Below are 16,190 nucleotides of genomic sequence, written 5' to 3'. Positions count from 1 at the left end.
AGGATCAACAGAATGATTGATGAGCATTCGAATGATATAACAAGTTTTATTCTTGTAATGATTCATAAAAATTGAAAAAATGATAATGTTGGTGCCTGCTATATTGGCTTAGATTTTGGGTTTCTAGCAGCTTTGGATAATTTATTGGCTACTTCTCTGATTTTATCGGTCAATAGTAAAAGACTGCCCGCTTTTCGGACAGTCAGTTTTCAAACTAAAATTATAAGATGTTGAATTTACCTTTTTTCATAACAAGTGATGGCCCACCAATCATATATAAGGCACGGTTATCAATCATTTTCTTCATAAATGATGCCTTTGAACCAACCATTTTCTTGCCGAAAGCGACCCCAATTGCATCATCTTCACCAAGTGAACATACTGTTCCTTTAATATCTGGCTTGAATTGCTCTAGTTCATTCTTTCCACGAACTAATGCAGCAAGATTTCTAGCACATGTTTCTCCTTGCTGCATCGCAATTTGAGCAGTAGGTGGGTATGGACGATTTATTTCTTCATTAATCATTAATGAAGAATCCCCAATAATGAATACATTTTCATGTCCTGGTGCTCTCAAGTCTAATTGAACTTTCACACGACCACGCATCGCTTCAAATCCTGATTTCTCAATGATTGAATTTCCACGAATCCCTGCTGCCCATACGACTGTTCCTGCTTTAATTTCTTCTGTTTCATCTTCACCTTTACCGACGATGATTCCTTCAGGTGTTGCTTCTTTAATCGCCGTACCAATACGGAACTCAACACCTTTTTTCTCCAAATGAGCCACTGCATAATTGACAAGCTCTGGATCAAATCCTGGTAATACCATTGGTGCAGCCTCTACACAAATAATTCTTACCTTCTCATAATCCACATCATATTCCTTACATAACTCTGGAATTCGATTGCCTAACTCACCAAGGAATTCAATGCCTGTAAATCCAGCACCACCAACAACAATCGTTAAACGCTCATCTTTTTTCTCAATTTCTGTATTGTATGTTGCGAATTGATATTCAATATGCTCACGAATTTGGCGAGCGGAATTAACATTCACAATTGAAAAGGCATGTTCCTTTAAGCCTTTAATTCCAAATGTTTCTGATTCTCCACCTAGTGCGATGACTAAGTAGTCGTATTCAAGTTCTCCATTTTCAAGGATTACCTTTTTCTCTTCTGTCTTTATTTCTACAGCTGTATCTTGAACAAACTGAACTTTATTCGTATCGATTACGTTTTTCACATCATATCTAACTCGATCATGATGTAAGGTACCTGCTGATGCTTCATGTAACCAAGTCGTTTCATAATGGTAGCTATTCTTATTGACTAATACGATTTCTGCTTCATTCACTCCGACTGCCTTTTGTAATCGAGTGGCTGTCATTAATCCACCATAGCCTGCACCTAAAATAACGATTTTTACCTTTCTCAATGTGTATCTTCCACCTTTTTGTATATTTTCTATCGTATTTTGTAACCGCTGTCTTTTTAAAGGCTGTTTTCACTTAGATAAAGTTAGTAAAGGTTGATTTCGCCAAAGGATGCTGCAATCAACCGATCCAGTTGGTAAACCCTATTTATTTAAACAGTTAGTTTAAGCACAACAATCTTTTAGAAAAGAGCCTTTTTAAAATAAGAGTTTGTGATTCTATTCACTAAAGTTGTCAAAAAAAAGTTGGTAATTTGTCACAAAATCTTAACATTATATTTATATTATATATTATTCGTTTTACTACTGTTTTTCAACCAAAAAATCATAAAAAGCTTAATATTGGATTTCAGTTTAGCAAAATTCCTCTTTATTTACTAACATTTACTATATGTTTAGATTATTTAACCTTTTCGCAATATTTTTTCCAAAGAGTGAGCTTTAGATTATTTTATGTTATTATATATGATGGTAGTTGCACAAATATTTTGGGGGGATACGGTGTGAAAGAAGATCAAAAAGTATATGATATAACGATTATTGGCGGAGGACCAATTGGCTTATTCACTGCTTTCTATGGCGGCATGAGACAAGCCTCAGTCAAAATTATTGAGAGCTTGCCACAGCTTGGCGGTCAATTATCGGCCCTTTATCCTGAAAAATACATATATGATGTTGCAGGTTTTCCTAAAGTGCGGGCACAAGAATTAATCGATAATTTAAAAGAGCAAATGGCAAAATTTGAGCCAGCCACTGCGCTTGAACAATCTGTTGAAAAGTTGGAAAAGCAAGAGGATGGCATCTTTAAATTAACGACGAATAAAGAAATTCATTACACAAAATCAGTCATCATTACTGCTGGAAATGGCGCATTCCAACCACGCCGCCTAGAGCTGGATAGTGCTGCTCAATATGAAGGCAAGAACCTTCACTACTTTATTGATGATTTAAATCATTTTGCAGGTAAAAAAGTAGTCGTATTCGGCGGGGGAGACTCTGCAGTGGATTGGGCTTTAATGCTTGAACCGATTGCAGAACAAGTAACCATTATTCACAGACGTGATAAATTCCGTGCGCATGAGCATAGTGTGGAGAATCTGAATAATTCAAAAGTAGATATTAAAACACCATATGTACCTGTTGAATTAATCGGTGATGACAATGGCATTAGCCAGGTAGTACTTGAAGGCGTAACTGACAAGGAAAAAGTTACATTAGATGTAGATGCAGTTATCTGTAACTATGGATTCGTTTCTTCCCTTGGCCCAATTAAAGAGTGGGGCTTAGAAATTGAGAAGAATTCCATCGTTGTTAATTCGAAAATGGAAACAAATATTGCCGGCATTTATGCAGCAGGAGATATTTGCACATATGATGGCAAAGTGAAGCTTATTGCTTGTGGTTTTGGTGAAGCACCAACGGCAGTGAACAATGCAAAGGCTTACATTGATCCAAAAGCAAAAATCCAGCCGATGCACAGCTCTTCGATGTTTAATTAATAAAAAAGGGAATCCAATGTTTGGTAGTTCGGTTGTGAAGTTAATACCAAGCTAAATCATATTGCTGAGTAAACGCAATGGCTTTACATCTAGCAAAAGAAAAATAAGCGGAGATTTTCCGCTTAATCAAAGAAAAATCACCCATTATTGGACCTTTTGAGTAAATAGGCGGAATTTTTCCGCTTATTTACTCTTTTTTCATTAAAAATTTTGAAATAAGCGGATTTTTCCCGTCTATTTATCAGTTCTGCTGCTCAAGCCACCCCCTTTTTTAGAATCCACTTAATCGTGATAAGGGAACAGTAATTGTCCATTTGTTGCTATTTTCAACAGTAAAAACTAACAAAAAAAAGCAAGCGAGAATATTTGCTGACTCGCTTGCTGAAATATTTGTTTTTTATTTTTCTACCTTTGCATCGAAGCACTTATCTTGATGTTCGGTTCCTTTTCCATGTTTAACCAATTAACATTCCTCAGGTGTTCCTGTTGCTGTTGCTGTACGGAAAGATGAACCACATCCACATGAGGCAATCGCATTTGGATTATCAATGGTGAAGCCTCCACCCATTAATGATTGTTTATAATCGATTTTCGTTCCTTGCAGAATCGGAGCATCCTCCTTGTTAACAAGAATTTGAATGCCATATTGTTCAAGCTTCGTATCCATTTCCTCTATTTCATGAGCAAATCCCATGCCATAGGATAGCCCACTGCAGCCTCCACCTTTTACGGAAACACGTAAAAAGGCATTCTCTTCCTCACTCGACTTCATCATTTCCTTAATTTGCAGAGATGCAGCTTCTGTTAATATAACTACTTCATTCATCTTCTTATCCTCCTTCCCTTTTTCTGAAAAGCATTTATCCAAATTGATAATTTCACCTTACTAATAGTATATACACTAACACGCCAGTCCTCAACTAATCTGAATGCATCATTTTTCACTAAGTCCATATTGGTTTTTAGTGCTTTTATCATGAAATAGAGTATAATATTAGTAATAATGATTAGATATTCCTATAAAGGAAAATACACCATTATACCTAAGGAGGCGATCTCTATGACACAAATTGACCCCATCTATGATAAGCAGTGTACATGTAAAATATGTAATAATGCTTTCACTACAAAAAAGCTCCGTTCTAAATTTATCAAAGTAAAGAGCTATGATACTGATTTTTGTCCGATCTACTCTTCAGAGGAGCTAAACCCAATTTTATACAATGTAAATGTCTGCCCTCATTGTGGATTTTCTTCTACAGATGATTGTGCTCCGTATTTTCCACCTGGAGCAATAGATGAAATTCAAGAAAAAGTATGCGCACAGTGGGCTTTACATGATTATGGAGAAAAACGAACCATTCAAGATGCGATTAAAACATATAAATTAGCTGTTTACTGTTGTTTATTGAAGAAGGAAAAGCATATTATTGTTGCTGGTTTCTATGTGAGACTTGCTTGGTTATATCGAATCTTAGAAAATGTTGAACAAGAACAGCGTTTTATGAATCTGGCTATGAATGACTATTTAAATTCCTATATGGCAGATGATTTTAAAGGTACACAAATGTCAGAAGTAAAGATTCTTTATTTAATCGGAGAACTTGCAAGAAGAACACATAAAAGAGACCAAGCTGTTAAGTACTTCTCAAAAGTGATTGAACAGCAAAACCGTTCAGTGGAATCAGGCATTATCGATATGGCCAGGGAGCGCTGGCATGACATTCGCGCCGATAAGCACACCGAAAATGTCACAACCACTTGAGAACATAAACTCCCCCACTCCTTAAGGCCATGCTAGTGGAGGAATACATGTTGAAGCAGCTATCAAAAAAAGACTACACTTTTCTATCCGGTGTAGTCTTTTATCATTTTAAAACATTGGATTTTCTTCTAAAAATTGATAAATATTTTCTACTAGTTCTTCAGGTGTTTCCCCTGTAACTGCTTCTCCGTTCACAAGTGCGAAATGCGTGCCTGCACATTTCCCGCAATAACCGAGGCAGCCATATTCAATTACATCCAAATCATAATCCTTTTCGAGTATTTCAAACGCTTTTTGAGATCCACTCGCAAGATTACTAAAACAAAATTCAATAATTGGCTTTATCACTTGATCACCTCATACTCTTTAATGCTACCTTTTTTTATGTTCCACCGCAATCAATTTTGTTTAGTAAAAACTGCTTACTTTTACTATTTACAGCTTAATTTGTCAAGTTTCATCTGCTAACTGTTGTAGTTTTGACACAATTTCGTTATAATTTCTATGGAATCAAGCTGTTTGATAATTTTTATTTTAATAAATACTTTTAACTTTATACGAAATAATGACTACTTTAGAGCTGACTAAAAGGGGAATTCAAAATGAAAAATCTAGTTATCCTTGGAGGGGGATATGGCGGTATGAGGGTGCTTGCCCGTCTATTGCCAAATCAACTACCAGAAGATGTATCGATTACTTTAATTGACCGAACGCCTTACCATTGTTTAAAAACAGAATATTATGCATTAGCTGCAGGCACAATTTCTGATCAACATGTGAGAGTTGCTTTTCCAGAACACCCAAGATTAACCGTCAAATATGGTGAAATTACTTGTGTAGACATTGAGAAAAAACAAGTACGCTTACATGGAGAAACACCCATTTCATATGATGATTTAATCATTGGTCTCGGATGTGAGGATAAATTCCATAACGTCCCTGGTGCTGATGTTTATACGTATAGCATCCAAACAATTGAAAAATCACGTGCAACGTATCAAGCGTTAAATAATTTAATTCCAGGCTCTGTTGTAGCCATTGTTGGAGCGGGGCTAAGTGGAGTTGAAATTGCCTCTGAGCTTCACGAAAGCCGGCCTGATTTAAACATTAAATTATTTGATCGAGGCAGCCATATTCTCTCTGCATTCCCAGAAAGACTCAGCACATATGTGGAACAATGGTTTGATAGCCATGAAGTGGATATTGTCAGCCATTCGAATATTACACGAGTGGAAGAAAATATTCTTTATAATCATGATGAACCGATTCCTTGTGATGCCATCGTTTGGACAGCTGGCATTCAACCTAATAAAATTGTACGTGACATGGATGTAGAAAAGGACACACAGGGTAGAGTGATACTTACAATGCATCACAACCTTCCAACGGATGAGCATGTCTATGTAGTTGGCGACTGTGCAAGCCTGCCTCAAGCACCAAGTGCCCAGCTTGCAGAAGGACAAGCTGAACAAATTGTACAGATCCTTTTGAAACGCTGGAAGGGTGAATCTTTACCTGAAGAAATGCCAACCATCAAACTAAAAGGGGTACTCGGCTCGCTTGGCAAGAAACATGGCTTCGGTGTAGTTGCCGAAAGACCAATCACTGGCCGTGTAGCTCGTATGATTAAATCAGGAATTTTATGGATGTATAAAAATCATCGTGGCTAAATATCATCCCACTCCATTTATTACAAAAGTACTGCCATTTAGGAGACTGCTTAAAAGAAACACATTTTGAAAACAATGGAAGTTTCCATCCATATACACTCCACAAAAGAAGCTAACATCCTCTATGAAGTAGGTCGTTAGCTTCTTTTTCTGCATAAAAAGACTTTTACAGCGCCCTCCTAACTTGGTTATAGGTACCTTCACTGATTATTCTTGATAATCACTTAATTTTTTATTATAATTACAACCACGACGTTATAGTTTGGGGGTGTTTCTTTTGGGACAGAGAAATTAAAAATAGGTGAATTAGCTGAGAAAACAAAGCTTACTAAGCGTACGATTGATTATTATACAAAGCTTGGATTATTAAAAGCTGAACGTTCCTCTTCAAACTATCGTTATTACGACGACTCTTCCATAGATCGAATTCACTTCATTGAGAAGAGAAAGCAAGAAGGGGTCTCTCTAGAACATATTAAGCATGAAATCATTGAAAAATATTCAGAAGAGATCGATGTTCTTGACTTAAGGCTAAAAATGCAAACTTTAGAAAAAGAGGTAACTGAAGCTCTCGCTCACTTGGAAAGAACAGATCAAAAGAAATTCGAACGAATAAAAAAGGAAATTTCCCATGAAAGCCTTACTTTAATTCAAACATTGCTATTACTGCTTAATTAAACAATTTCCACCAAATAGAATGTTCATTTCTAGCATGTCTGATTTCACTCTGGGCAAAATGAGAAGTGACTAGCAAACACATATAATTAAAATATTGGGAGGTGTATGCCTTACTTGTAAGGCTACCTATTGACGACGATAAATTTAATTTTGATTATCCTATTAATCGCATTAACAGCCTTTTTCGTGGCAACTGAATTTGCCATAGTTAAAGTGCGAAGTTCTAGAATTGATCAACTCATTTTAGAAGGAAAAAAAGGGGCCCTTTCTGCCAAAAAGGTTGTCACACATTTAGATGAATACTTGTCTGCCTGCCAGCTAGGGATCACAGTTACAGCATTAGGTCTTGGTTGGTTAGGGGAGCCGACCGTAGAAAAGCTTCTCCACCCCCTTTTTATTAGATTAGACCTAAATGAATCTATTACACATCTCTTATCCTTTGGAATTGCATTTGCTTTAGTTACATTCTTGCATGTTGTCGTAGGGGAACTAGCGCCAAAGACGGTTGCGATTCAAAAGGCTGAAGCAGTTACTCTTGCATGTGCCGTACCGATCATCTGGTTTTATAAAATAATGTACCCCTTTATTTGGGTTTTAAATGGATCAGCACGTATTCTAGTTGGTCTTTTCGGTTTAAAACCAGCATCCGAACATGAAGTCGCTCACTCCGAAGAAGAACTGCGGATATTATTGTCCGAAAGTTATAAGAGTGGGGAAATTAACATGAATGAATTAAAGTATATGAATAATATCTTCGAATTTGATGAAAGAATTGCGAAGGAAATTATGGTACCACGAACAGAAATGGTCACTATTTCAATGGACGATACATATACAGAAATTCTCCATATCATTACTTCGGAAAATTATACCCGCTACCCAGTAGTCGATGGGGACAAGGACAATGTACGTGGTTTTATTAATGTAAAGGAATTTTTAACAGCCTATCTCAAAATTGAGCAAAAAGATGAAGCTTCATTAAAATTAGAGGCATTCATTAATCCAGTGATTCGTGTAATTGAAACGATTCCCATCCACGATTTATTAGTTAAAATGCAAAAGGAACGGGTTCATATTGCTATACTAATGGATGAATATGGCGGTACTTCAGGGTTAGTAACTGTTGAAGATATACTGGAAGAAATCGTTGGTGAAATTAGAGATGAATTTGATATAGATGAAGTGCCTGATATACGTAAACTTAATGACAATCACTATATATTAAATTCAAGATTACTAATTGAAGATGTGAACAATTTATTAGGAATTGATTTGCCACATGAAGATATTGACACACTTGGTGGCTGGTTCTTAAGTCAAAATATTGAAGCTGACATTAATTCAGAGATTGACTTTGGTGGGTATACATTCAAAATTAATAATATCGATGGACATCAAATTCATTATATTGAAGTAGAAAAAATCTAATCTCGGTCATTTTATAAAAGAAAAGAGAGCTTGTGTTCATTCTGATTAGTTCCATAAGCTCTCTTTTTTCCTATTTATTTATGCTTGATAACCGTATTTCTCCATTTCCGCATAAATGGTTTTAAGCCTTGGATTGCCTTCTCCTACGATTTGATCTTCAATTAAAACAACTGGATAAAACATGTCTTCATCAATCACTCTTTGAGCAAATTTCCTCTTTTCCTCATCTACTGGTGGATGATGAATATCAACATATGTTACCTTAAATGGCTGTGTTCCATATTTTCTGTCTAAAGCCGCTTGCAGCCATTCATATGTTTCTTTTGAAGAAGGTAGATTCACACAGCTTGGGCATAATTGCTCGGCTCCATAGACAGTTAATTCGATTTCATGCATTCCATTCATTCCTCCCCTGATTAAAAAGTATCCTTCCTTCTATTTTACAATATAATAAGAGTAGAAATCTCAGGAAATTGCTCATTTAAGTGGAAATCCGTTTGTTTAAATAGATTTTTGCACTGAGAATGATTATAATAATTAATAAGAAAGGGGTAGATACAAATGGCAGAACAAACATCCTTGATGAATCAAGTTCAAGAAGTATTAGATAAATTACGTCCATTCCTTCTACGTGACGGAGGAGACTGTGAATTAGTGGATGTGGAAGATGGGATCGTTAAGCTTCGTCTTCTAGGTGCTTGCGGCACATGCCCTAGCTCAACCATCACATTAAAAGCAGGAATCGAACGTGCACTGTTAGAAGAAGTACCTGGTATCACAGAGGTTGAACAAGTATTTTAATGAACAAATGCGGAGGTGCCTAAGGTCTCGCCGTACAGACTGGAAGGACTGCGACTGAGATAAAGGAAACACGGTGAGCGATAGCGAACCGATGTTGACGCAATCGTTGTGGAGCAGTACTGAAGTTTGATAGGCGATAGGCGCTGGAGCTGGACGTAAAACAATCGATTTATATTTTATACACAACGCGCGATTATATATTTAGTAGACATTAAAAAAGCGATGTTCCGACATCGCTTTTTTTTATGTTCATCTGTTAGGCAATTCCACTTTCAGATACAGAATATACAACACTTCCATTTTGATCGATAGTCAAGCATTTGCACGCCATATTTGGCAATTGTCGAGCCAGTCCTTCAGCTACCATTCTCCCCATTCCCTTTTCTGCTAAACAAAGAACAGTCGGTCCAGCCCCACTTAATGCTACACCAAAGGCACCTAGCTTAGGAGCCAATTCTTCAATATCAGTCAAATGAGGCACCATTGCTTTTCGATACGGGTGATGATAACGGTCTGCCTTCATCATTTTGCCTGCCAATTCATAGTTTCCTTTTAACAATGCGGCAATTAAAACATTGCCAACTGCACCAGCTTGAACTGCCTCACTATACACAAGACTGTCTGGCAGCACTCCTCTCGAATCTTTTGTTAATAATTCCTCATTTGGAACGACAGCAACGAGGTCAAATGTCAGATCGTGAAAGGCTTCCATTCTTACCTCCCCATCTAATTGACAGCCTATAACTAAACCACCGAATAGACTTGCACCTACATTATCAGGATGTCCTTCAAATTTTGTTGCTAGTTCTAGTTTTTCCTCTCTAGTTAGGTGAAGCTGACAAAAGGAATCAGCCAATTCGATCCCTGCAATAATAGCAGCTGCACTTGAGCCAAGTCCTCTTGCAAGTGGAATATCTGTTTTTACTCTTATACGGCAAGGAGGCAGCTCCCTTTGATAATTTCTTGCTGTATGAAGTGCGATTTGTATGAGAAAATTTCTTTCATCCTTTGGAAACATCTCCAATTCGCTAGAAAGAGGAACAACCTCCCACTTTTCAGCTTTCTCCGCTTCTACCGTTAAATACAGATTTACGGCTAACCCGATCGAATCAAAGCCTGGACCTAGATTGGCTGAACTGCCAGGTACTTTAATGATGAGCATCTCCCCATCATTCATATAGGAACAACTCCCTTAATATATGCAGCAACTGCCTGTTCATCATTTGGCAAGATAACAGGTGTAATCGGACTTGCTTCCATCGCTATTAGGGGATCCTTCAAGCCACTTCCAGTTAAAATCGCAACCACTCTTGATTGATGGGGAATCTCTCCATTACGAAGCTGCTTATAAATACCTGCAAGAGACGCACAAGAAGCAGGTTCAGCAAAAATCCCTTCTGTTGAAGCTAACTTTCTATACATATGCAGAATTTGTTCATCACTCACCTCATCCACTGCCCCATTCGATTCCCTTACTGCATCTATTGCTAGCTGCCAGCTTGCTGGGTTGCCAATACGAATCGCTGTTGCGACGGTCTCAGGCTGTTCAAAAATTCGATTATGCACGATAGCTGCAGCACCTTCTGCCTCAAATCCATGCATTCGTGGCAAGCCGGTTTTCTTTTTCAGATGATATTCCTTAAACCCCTTCCAATAGGCACTAATATTCCCTGCATTCCCAACTGGTAGGGCAAGAATATCTGGCGCATTCCCTAATGCATCACAAATCTCAAAGGCAGCCGTTTTTTGCCCTTCTAATCGATAAGGATTTACTGAATTCACTAGAGTAATAGATTCTGTTTCGCTAATTTTTCGAACGAGAGCCAAAGCATCATCAAAGTTCCCCTCAATAGAAATAATTTCTGCTCCATACATAGCTGCCTGTGCAAGCTTCCCCATCGAAATTTTCCCATCTGGAATGACGACGATGCACTTCAAGCCCGCTCTTGCAGCATAGGCAGCAGCAGCAGCAGATGTATTCCCTGTAGATGCACATATAATCGTATCACTGCCGTTCTCTTTTGCCTTTGCGACAGCCATCACCATGCCTCGATCTTTAAATGAGCCGGTTGGATTGGCTCCTTCTACTTTTACATAAAGATCCACCCCCCATTCATCAGAAAGCTTATTTAGACGAATCAACGGTGTATTTCCCTCATTCAATGTAATCAATGGTGTGTGATCATTAATTGGCAAATACTCTTTATACTCATTCAATAGCCCTAACCATCTCATCTATTGGCACTCCCTTCTACCCGATAGGAGCTTTCGATTGATTGAACGGCCTGCAAATCTCTTACTTTCACTAAACTATCCTCGTAATTTTGCAAGGAGGCTTGATGTGTCACTAGTACAACTTCGGCAAGCCCTTTATCTTTCAATGGCAGCTGGAGGATTTTTTCAAAACTAATATGCTGCTCAGAAAAGATCGATGTAATCTCTGCAAATACACCTACTTCATCCTTCACATGCAAGCGAAGAAAATACTTTGAAAACATTTCACTTGGTTCCTTAATTTGCTTTTTGAATTGCGGAGTGACAGCGCTTTTTCCGGTAACACCTAGCCTCATATTTTTCATTACCCCAACAAGATCGGACACTACCGCTGTTGCTGTTGGCATACTTCCAGCACCTGGTCCATAGAACATCGTTTCTCCCACCGCTTCTCCGTACACATAGACAGCATTAAATTCATCTTGTACTGATGCAAGAGGATGTGTCTCCGCCATTAATGTTGGCTGTACACTAATTTCAACCTTTTCCCCTTCACGGTGAGCCATCCCAATGAGTTTCATTATATAGCCAAGCTGCTTCCCATACGTAAGATCACTTTTTGTCACACCTGTAATACCCTTGACTAACACATCATCCAAATCAATTTTCATTGAAAAACCAAGTGTTGAAAGGATTGTCATCTTTCTAGCCGCATCTAGTCCTTCAACATCTGCTGTCGGATCTGCTTCTGCATAGCCAAGTGACTGTGCTTCCTTCAAGACTTCCTCATAATCACTGCCATACTTCGTCATTTTTGTGAGAATAAAATTAGTTGTTCCATTTACAATCCCCATCATTTTCGTAATTCGATCAGAGGCAAGTCCATCGACAAGACTTCGTAAAATAGGAATTCCCCCTGCTACACTAGCCTCATAAAAAAGATCACAGCTATTTTCTGAGGCAATCGTCAAAAGCTCCGCCCCGTGTAAGGCCATTAAATCTTTGTTTGCGGTAACGATATTTTTCCTATTAAGTAATGCTTGTTTTAAATATATTTTTGTTTCCTCAATTCCACCCATCACTTCAATAATGATATCAATATCCGGATCATCTAGTATCTCAGCAGGATTAGTAGTGAGTAAAGTACGCTCGACATGAACCAGCCGCTCTTTATTTAAGTCCTTTACAAGAATACGTTTGATTTTGACAGGACAACCAATTTGGTGAATGAGCTTATCCTGATGGTTTTCAATAATTTTTACAACACCCGATCCAACCGTTCCTAAGCCTAATAACCCAATTGAAATTTCCTCCATATATTTATCCCCCTTACTGTTCACTCTATATGTACATTTGTTTTTATATAGTAGACATTATAGAACTAATCAATTATTTTTACAAGGATTTTTCTAATAATTCAAATTTTAAACAGGATTAGCACTTGGTCATTATTTAACCTCCAGAAGAAAAGTTGGCTGGAATTCCCCATCTAGCACAGCTTGACTTATTCTTTTGTATTGTATTGGAGTTCAATAATTGAAAAATCAAAAGCCTGTAGGGAATGAACTCCGCCCCACAGGCTTTGTATCTTATTATTTCTTTAACCAGTCTACTAAAGGGATATTCATTTTTAAAACGGGGACTTCAGCAAAGTCAAAAAACCTTCCTAGAAAACGCTCATGATCATCTGATTGCTGTAAAAATTTATTTAGTCTTTCTTCAAGAAGAATTTTCTCTTGTTCTGATTGCGTTCCATAGTATGTTTCAATACAAGTAAAATAGTGTAGGGGAAAAAGGATACGCGCATAATACAGACGCCAAGAAAAAGACGATAATGGCGTAACACTTTGATAGTCAGCTAAGAACTTCTTTAAATCTGGCTCGTATGTCTTGATATTATGGAAATATTTCTCCCTTGTCCACTCAGCCAAATCTCTAGATGAATGATCGAATACCCAATCAAAAGGATTTTTAATATAGTAAGAATTTCCCCATGTATGATCTGTAAATCGAATATGACTGATCGTCCCGCTATCCATCATGGTAGGATCATCATCAAGTTCTGCATCTACTAAATATTGAATCGCATTTTCGGCTATTCCCATATAATATGGAAAGGACTCCAGAAACATTCGTTCAAATTCATTATCAGGCTGTGTAAACAACAGTTCATTCCAAACCTTCTCCATTTGATCCAGCCGCGCTTCCCATAATTGCTTCCATTGGCCAATCCGGCTTAGCTTATTCACAGAAAAGGCGACTGATCTTCCCCGATAATGAAATTTTGCTAGCTTTCTCCCAAATCGGCTGATTTTACGATTTTGGACGTACTCATTTTTTAATACACAATATTTTCGGTTTTCCCATTCGCTCATTTGCTGTCCGTCCTTCGTTTTGAGAAAGGTACTGCTATATTTTTCCCCATTTCTCGCTAAATGATCGGCAAGCATTTCTAATTCAAGCAGTTCATCTTCAGCAAATCCATCGACTGGTACGAATAAGTAAATTTGCCCTTGTGTCCGACAAGCATGATAAGGGCCCACACGAAGTTCCTCATCCATTTGGATTCCATATTGTTTTTCAAGGAGATTATTCAGCATGATCACACCTCTTTGTTTTTGGCTGTTTTCACAAACACTGTTGCTATTTTACACTTCATTGGTAAAGGTTGATTTCCGCGTACGTGTGCTCCCTTTCCGCGGGGTAGTCCGCTTGAGCCTCCTCGTCGCTCACGCTCCTGCTTAGGTCTCAGCTGTCCTACGCATCCCGCAGGACATTGAATAAACATCCTGAATGACACCGCACGAAGGAAATGTGATAGCATTTTCGAGGAGTGTCGCACCTTCCGCTCCAATCAACCGACCTATTTGGTAAACCCAATCATCCAAATATTTGATATAAAACAACAAGCTTTTCGAAAAGAGCCTTGTTTTTCCAGAGCTTTAGAACATATATATGAAGGAATCTTGCAAAACTTGTTTTTTTCCTTCGCTTGATTAATTAAGAATAGCTAGGATAAGATAAAGGGTAGATATTTCCAACTATCAGACATGGCATAAATTCTTGCCTGTCGGTATATATTTAAGGAAAAATAACAAGAAATAGGTGGAGCCGATGAACGAAGAAAAATCAGTTGATAAAATTGAACAAACTGCACGAAAATGGCTGCATGAACGAGGGGTTAAAATTCAAGATATTGCCGATTTAGTGTTCTTTCTGCAAGAAAAATACCATCCAGATTTACAAATGGACGTATGCATTGAGAATGTGGAACGTGTACTGTCTAAACGGGAGGTACAAAATGCTGTTTTAACAGGCATTCAGCTTGATAGACTTGCAGAAGAAAAGAAGCTCCAAGAGCCACTGCAAGGTGTAATCGAAAGTGATGAAGGCCTTTATGGAGTCGATGAAGTTTTAGCGTTATCGATTGTAAATGTATATGGTTCCATTGGGTTAACAAACTTCGGTTATATTGATAAATTGAAGCCTGGCATCTTGCATGACTTAAATGATAAGAATTCAGGTAAATGCCATACTTTCTTAGATGACATTGTTGGAGCAATTGCAGCCGCTGCTTCTAGCCGCCTAGCACACCGGGCAAGTGGAGCAAAATAGATAAGCGCAAGCCCGAGGTTATTGTCGTACAAATTTTGAAGGAACCTAACTAAGATATAGGAAACATATCAAGAGGCACAGGAGCTAGATAGTTTACTGTCCTCTTTCATATTTTTTTGAAAACAAAAAACCGCTTAGATTTTTATGCTCTGCTCCTTTTAATTAAATGAGGTGGAGACAGCCAAATCAAAGCGGTTTTACCTTTTTAGTGACTTAATTATATTATCCAATCCTTTAGTGTATGAACAACATATGTAGGTTTTTTTTCGTAGCCTGCAAGCAATTGCTCTGTTGTCACACCTGTGTGGACGAGGAGAGTATCCACTCCTGCATTCATTCCGGCTAATATATCTGTATCGTAATTATCCCCAACCATCAGCGTTTCGGATTTTTTCGTGCCCAGTACTTGCAGTGCTTGTTCCATGATGATTGGTTCAGGCTTCCCGATAAAAAGTGGCTTCGTTTGTGTCGATACTGCAATAACAGAAGTTAATGAACCATTCCCAGGCAATAGACCTCGTTCTGTCGGTATTGCGATGTCCCCGTTTGTTGAGATGAAAATAGCTCCATTGCGAACAGCTAAGCATGCTGATGCGAGCTTTTCATAGGTGATCGATCGATCAATGCCAACAACTACAAAATCAGCCTCTTCTTCCGCGATGCGAAATCCCTTATTTACTAGCGCTTCACGAATCCCTTCTTCACCAATTACAAATACGGAAGCATCCTTTTTTAAATCATATAGGTAATTAGCTGTTGCTAAACTCGTTGTAAAAACTTGCTCCGCTACTGCTGGAATCGAAAATGAACGAAGCTTTTCAGCCACTTGAGCTGGTGTTCTTGATGAGTTATTTGTGACAAATAAATAAGGCAAATCCTTCTTAATTAGATGATTGACAAAATCGGCTGCTTCTTTAATGAGCTCGTTTCCTCGATACATCGTTCCATCAAGGTCAATTAAATATCCTTTGTAATTCTTCATTCCTATCACCTCTATGCAAACTTTACTTATAATTAATGAAAGAGCGAGCATATTTTTATTAAAGGCTGTTTACTTAAAGATAGTTGTTTTTAAATCAAATGTT

16 protein-coding genes are annotated in these 16,190 nt (G+C 37.9%); 7 read left to right on the top strand and 9 right to left on the bottom strand.

From position 1 onward, the window contains the following. Nucleotides 1-220: 220 nt before the first annotated feature. Entirely contained in the window at nt 221-1,438 is a 1,218-nt protein-coding gene (locus tag J2Z40_RS04980) for an NAD(P)/FAD-dependent oxidoreductase (RefSeq protein ID WP_066397305.1), read from the bottom strand. Between the two features lie 500 nt (nt 1,439-1,938). Between J2Z40_RS04980 and J2Z40_RS04975 the strand changes: the two genes are divergently transcribed. Further along, entirely contained in the window at nt 1,939-2,934 is a 996-nt protein-coding gene (locus tag J2Z40_RS04975; RefSeq protein ID WP_066397307.1) for an FAD-dependent oxidoreductase, read from the top strand. Between the two features lie 463 nt (nt 2,935-3,397). On the opposite strand, the gene J2Z40_RS04970 is transcribed toward J2Z40_RS04975, so the two are convergent. Then, on the bottom strand, nt 3,398-3,760 hold the full coding sequence (locus J2Z40_RS04970; protein ID WP_066397310.1) for a HesB/IscA family protein: 363 nt from the start codon (nt 3,758-3,760) through the stop codon (nt 3,398-3,400). A 234-nt stretch (nt 3,761-3,994) separates the two neighbouring features. On the opposite strand from J2Z40_RS04970, the gene J2Z40_RS04965 reads away from it, so the two are divergent. Next, a complete protein-coding gene (locus tag J2Z40_RS04965; protein ID WP_066397312.1) occupies nt 3,995-4,699 on the top strand; it encodes a DUF2225 domain-containing protein in 705 nt (234 codons plus the stop codon). Nucleotides 4,700-4,807: 108 nt separating this feature from the next. Here the strand turns inward: J2Z40_RS04965 and J2Z40_RS04960 are convergent, their stop codons facing one another. Continuing rightward, nucleotides 4,808-5,047, bottom strand: coding sequence for a DUF1450 domain-containing protein (locus J2Z40_RS04960; RefSeq protein ID WP_066397314.1), 240 nt, complete (start codon nt 5,045-5,047; stop codon nt 4,808-4,810). A gap of 254 nt (nt 5,048-5,301) precedes the next feature. Between J2Z40_RS04960 and J2Z40_RS04955 the strand changes: the two genes are divergently transcribed. The 3 genes from J2Z40_RS04955 to J2Z40_RS04945 all read left to right on the top strand — a co-directional run bounded on the left by J2Z40_RS04955 (nt 5,302) and on the right by J2Z40_RS04945 (nt 8,475). Then, nucleotides 5,302-6,369, top strand: coding sequence for an NAD(P)/FAD-dependent oxidoreductase (locus tag J2Z40_RS04955; protein WP_066397316.1), 1,068 nt, complete (start codon nt 5,302-5,304; stop codon nt 6,367-6,369). A 297-nt stretch (nt 6,370-6,666) separates the two neighbouring features. Next, nucleotides 6,667-7,047, top strand: a complete 381-nt coding sequence (locus J2Z40_RS04950) for a MerR family transcriptional regulator (RefSeq protein WP_066397318.1) — start codon at nt 6,667-6,669, stop codon at nt 7,045-7,047. 129 nt (nt 7,048-7,176) lie between these two features. Further along, complete coding sequence (locus J2Z40_RS04945; RefSeq protein ID WP_066397321.1) at nt 7,177-8,475, top strand: hemolysin family protein; 1,299 nt, start codon at nt 7,177-7,179, stop codon at nt 8,473-8,475. 78 nt (nt 8,476-8,553) lie between these two features. Here J2Z40_RS04945 and J2Z40_RS04940 read toward each other — a convergent pair whose 3' ends face one another. Then, nucleotides 8,554-8,880: a YuzD family protein gene (locus tag J2Z40_RS04940; RefSeq protein WP_425351360.1), complete on the bottom strand. Its 327-nt coding sequence runs from the start codon at nt 8,878-8,880 to the stop codon at nt 8,554-8,556. Nucleotides 8,881-9,036: 156 nt separating this feature from the next. Here J2Z40_RS04940 and J2Z40_RS04935 point away from each other — a divergent pair, with 156 nt between their 5' ends. Next, nucleotides 9,037-9,276, top strand: coding sequence for a NifU family protein (locus J2Z40_RS04935; RefSeq protein WP_066397326.1), 240 nt, complete (start codon nt 9,037-9,039; stop codon nt 9,274-9,276). Between the two features lie 256 nt (nt 9,277-9,532). On the opposite strand, the gene thrB is transcribed toward J2Z40_RS04935, so the two are convergent. The 4 genes from thrB to yutH form a co-directional block, all read right to left on the bottom strand. Next, nucleotides 9,533-10,453 carry a homoserine kinase gene (gene thrB, locus J2Z40_RS04930; RefSeq protein WP_066397328.1) on the bottom strand — a complete coding sequence of 307 codons (921 nt, stop codon included), beginning with the start codon at nt 10,451-10,453 and terminating at the stop codon, nt 9,533-9,535. Continuing rightward, nucleotides 10,450-11,511 (bottom strand): threonine synthase, encoded by a 1,062-nt coding sequence (gene thrC / locus J2Z40_RS04925; RefSeq protein ID WP_066397330.1) that lies wholly within the window; start codon nt 11,509-11,511, stop codon nt 10,450-10,452. Before thrC ends, thrB begins: the two co-directional genes overlap by 4 nt. After that, nucleotides 11,508-12,806, bottom strand: coding sequence for a homoserine dehydrogenase (locus tag J2Z40_RS04920; protein WP_066397333.1), 1,299 nt, complete (start codon nt 12,804-12,806; stop codon nt 11,508-11,510). Before J2Z40_RS04920 ends, thrC begins: the two co-directional genes overlap by 4 nt. 276 nt (nt 12,807-13,082) lie before the next feature. Then, nucleotides 13,083-14,090, bottom strand: coding sequence for a spore coat putative kinase YutH (gene yutH, locus J2Z40_RS04915; RefSeq protein WP_066397335.1), 1,008 nt, complete (start codon nt 14,088-14,090; stop codon nt 13,083-13,085). Between the two features lie 514 nt (nt 14,091-14,604). Here yutH and J2Z40_RS04910 point away from each other — a divergent pair. Then, a complete protein-coding gene (locus J2Z40_RS04910) occupies nt 14,605-15,105 on the top strand; it encodes a phosphatidylglycerophosphatase A family protein (RefSeq protein WP_066397340.1) in 501 nt (166 codons plus the stop codon). Nucleotides 15,106-15,322: 217 nt separating this feature from the next. Here J2Z40_RS04910 and J2Z40_RS04905 read toward each other — a convergent pair whose 3' ends face one another. Further along, nucleotides 15,323-16,087 carry a TIGR01457 family HAD-type hydrolase gene (locus J2Z40_RS04905; RefSeq protein ID WP_066397342.1) on the bottom strand — a complete coding sequence of 255 codons (765 nt, stop codon included), beginning with the start codon at nt 16,085-16,087 and terminating at the stop codon, nt 15,323-15,325. Between the last annotated feature and the right edge of the window lie 103 nt (nt 16,088-16,190).

Source organism: Cytobacillus eiseniae, assembly GCF_017874625.1.
GTDB classification, from domain to species: domain Bacteria; phylum Bacillota; class Bacilli; order Bacillales; family Cytobacillaceae; genus Cytobacillus; species Cytobacillus eiseniae.
The sequence above is the reverse complement of the archived record's forward strand: the minus strand, read 5'-3'. Positions and strand labels throughout refer to the sequence as shown.

Excerpts from the sequence above, each read along its gene's own strand:
- yutH (WP_066397335.1), bottom strand. The coding sequence starts at position 14,090 with ATGCTGAATAATCTCCTTGAAAAACAATATGGAATCCAAATGGATGAG.
- J2Z40_RS04910 (WP_066397340.1), top strand. The coding sequence starts at position 14,605 with ATGAACGAAGAAAAATCAGTTGATAAAATTGAACAAACTGCACGAAAA.
- J2Z40_RS04970 (WP_066397310.1), bottom strand. The coding sequence starts at position 3,760 with ATGAATGAAGTAGTTATATTAACAGAAGCTGCATCTCTGCAAATTAAG.
- J2Z40_RS04920 (WP_066397333.1), bottom strand. The coding sequence starts at position 12,806 with ATGGAGGAAATTTCAATTGGGTTATTAGGCTTAGGAACGGTTGGATCG.
- J2Z40_RS04965 (WP_066397312.1), top strand. The coding sequence starts at position 3,995 with ATGACACAAATTGACCCCATCTATGATAAGCAGTGTACATGTAAAATA.
- thrB (WP_066397328.1), bottom strand. The coding sequence starts at position 10,453 with ATGAATGATGGGGAGATGCTCATCATTAAAGTACCTGGCAGTTCAGCC.
- J2Z40_RS04955 (WP_066397316.1), top strand. The coding sequence starts at position 5,302 with ATGAAAAATCTAGTTATCCTTGGAGGGGGATATGGCGGTATGAGGGTG.
- J2Z40_RS04905 (WP_066397342.1), bottom strand. The coding sequence starts at position 16,087 with ATGAAGAATTACAAAGGATATTTAATTGACCTTGATGGAACGATGTAT.
- thrC (WP_066397330.1), bottom strand. The coding sequence starts at position 11,511 with ATGAGATGGTTAGGGCTATTGAATGAGTATAAAGAGTATTTGCCAATT.
- J2Z40_RS04940 (WP_425351360.1), bottom strand. The coding sequence starts at position 8,880 with ATGAATGGAATGCATGAAATCGAATTAACTGTCTATGGAGCCGAGCAA.
- J2Z40_RS04935 (WP_066397326.1), top strand. The coding sequence starts at position 9,037 with ATGGCAGAACAAACATCCTTGATGAATCAAGTTCAAGAAGTATTAGAT.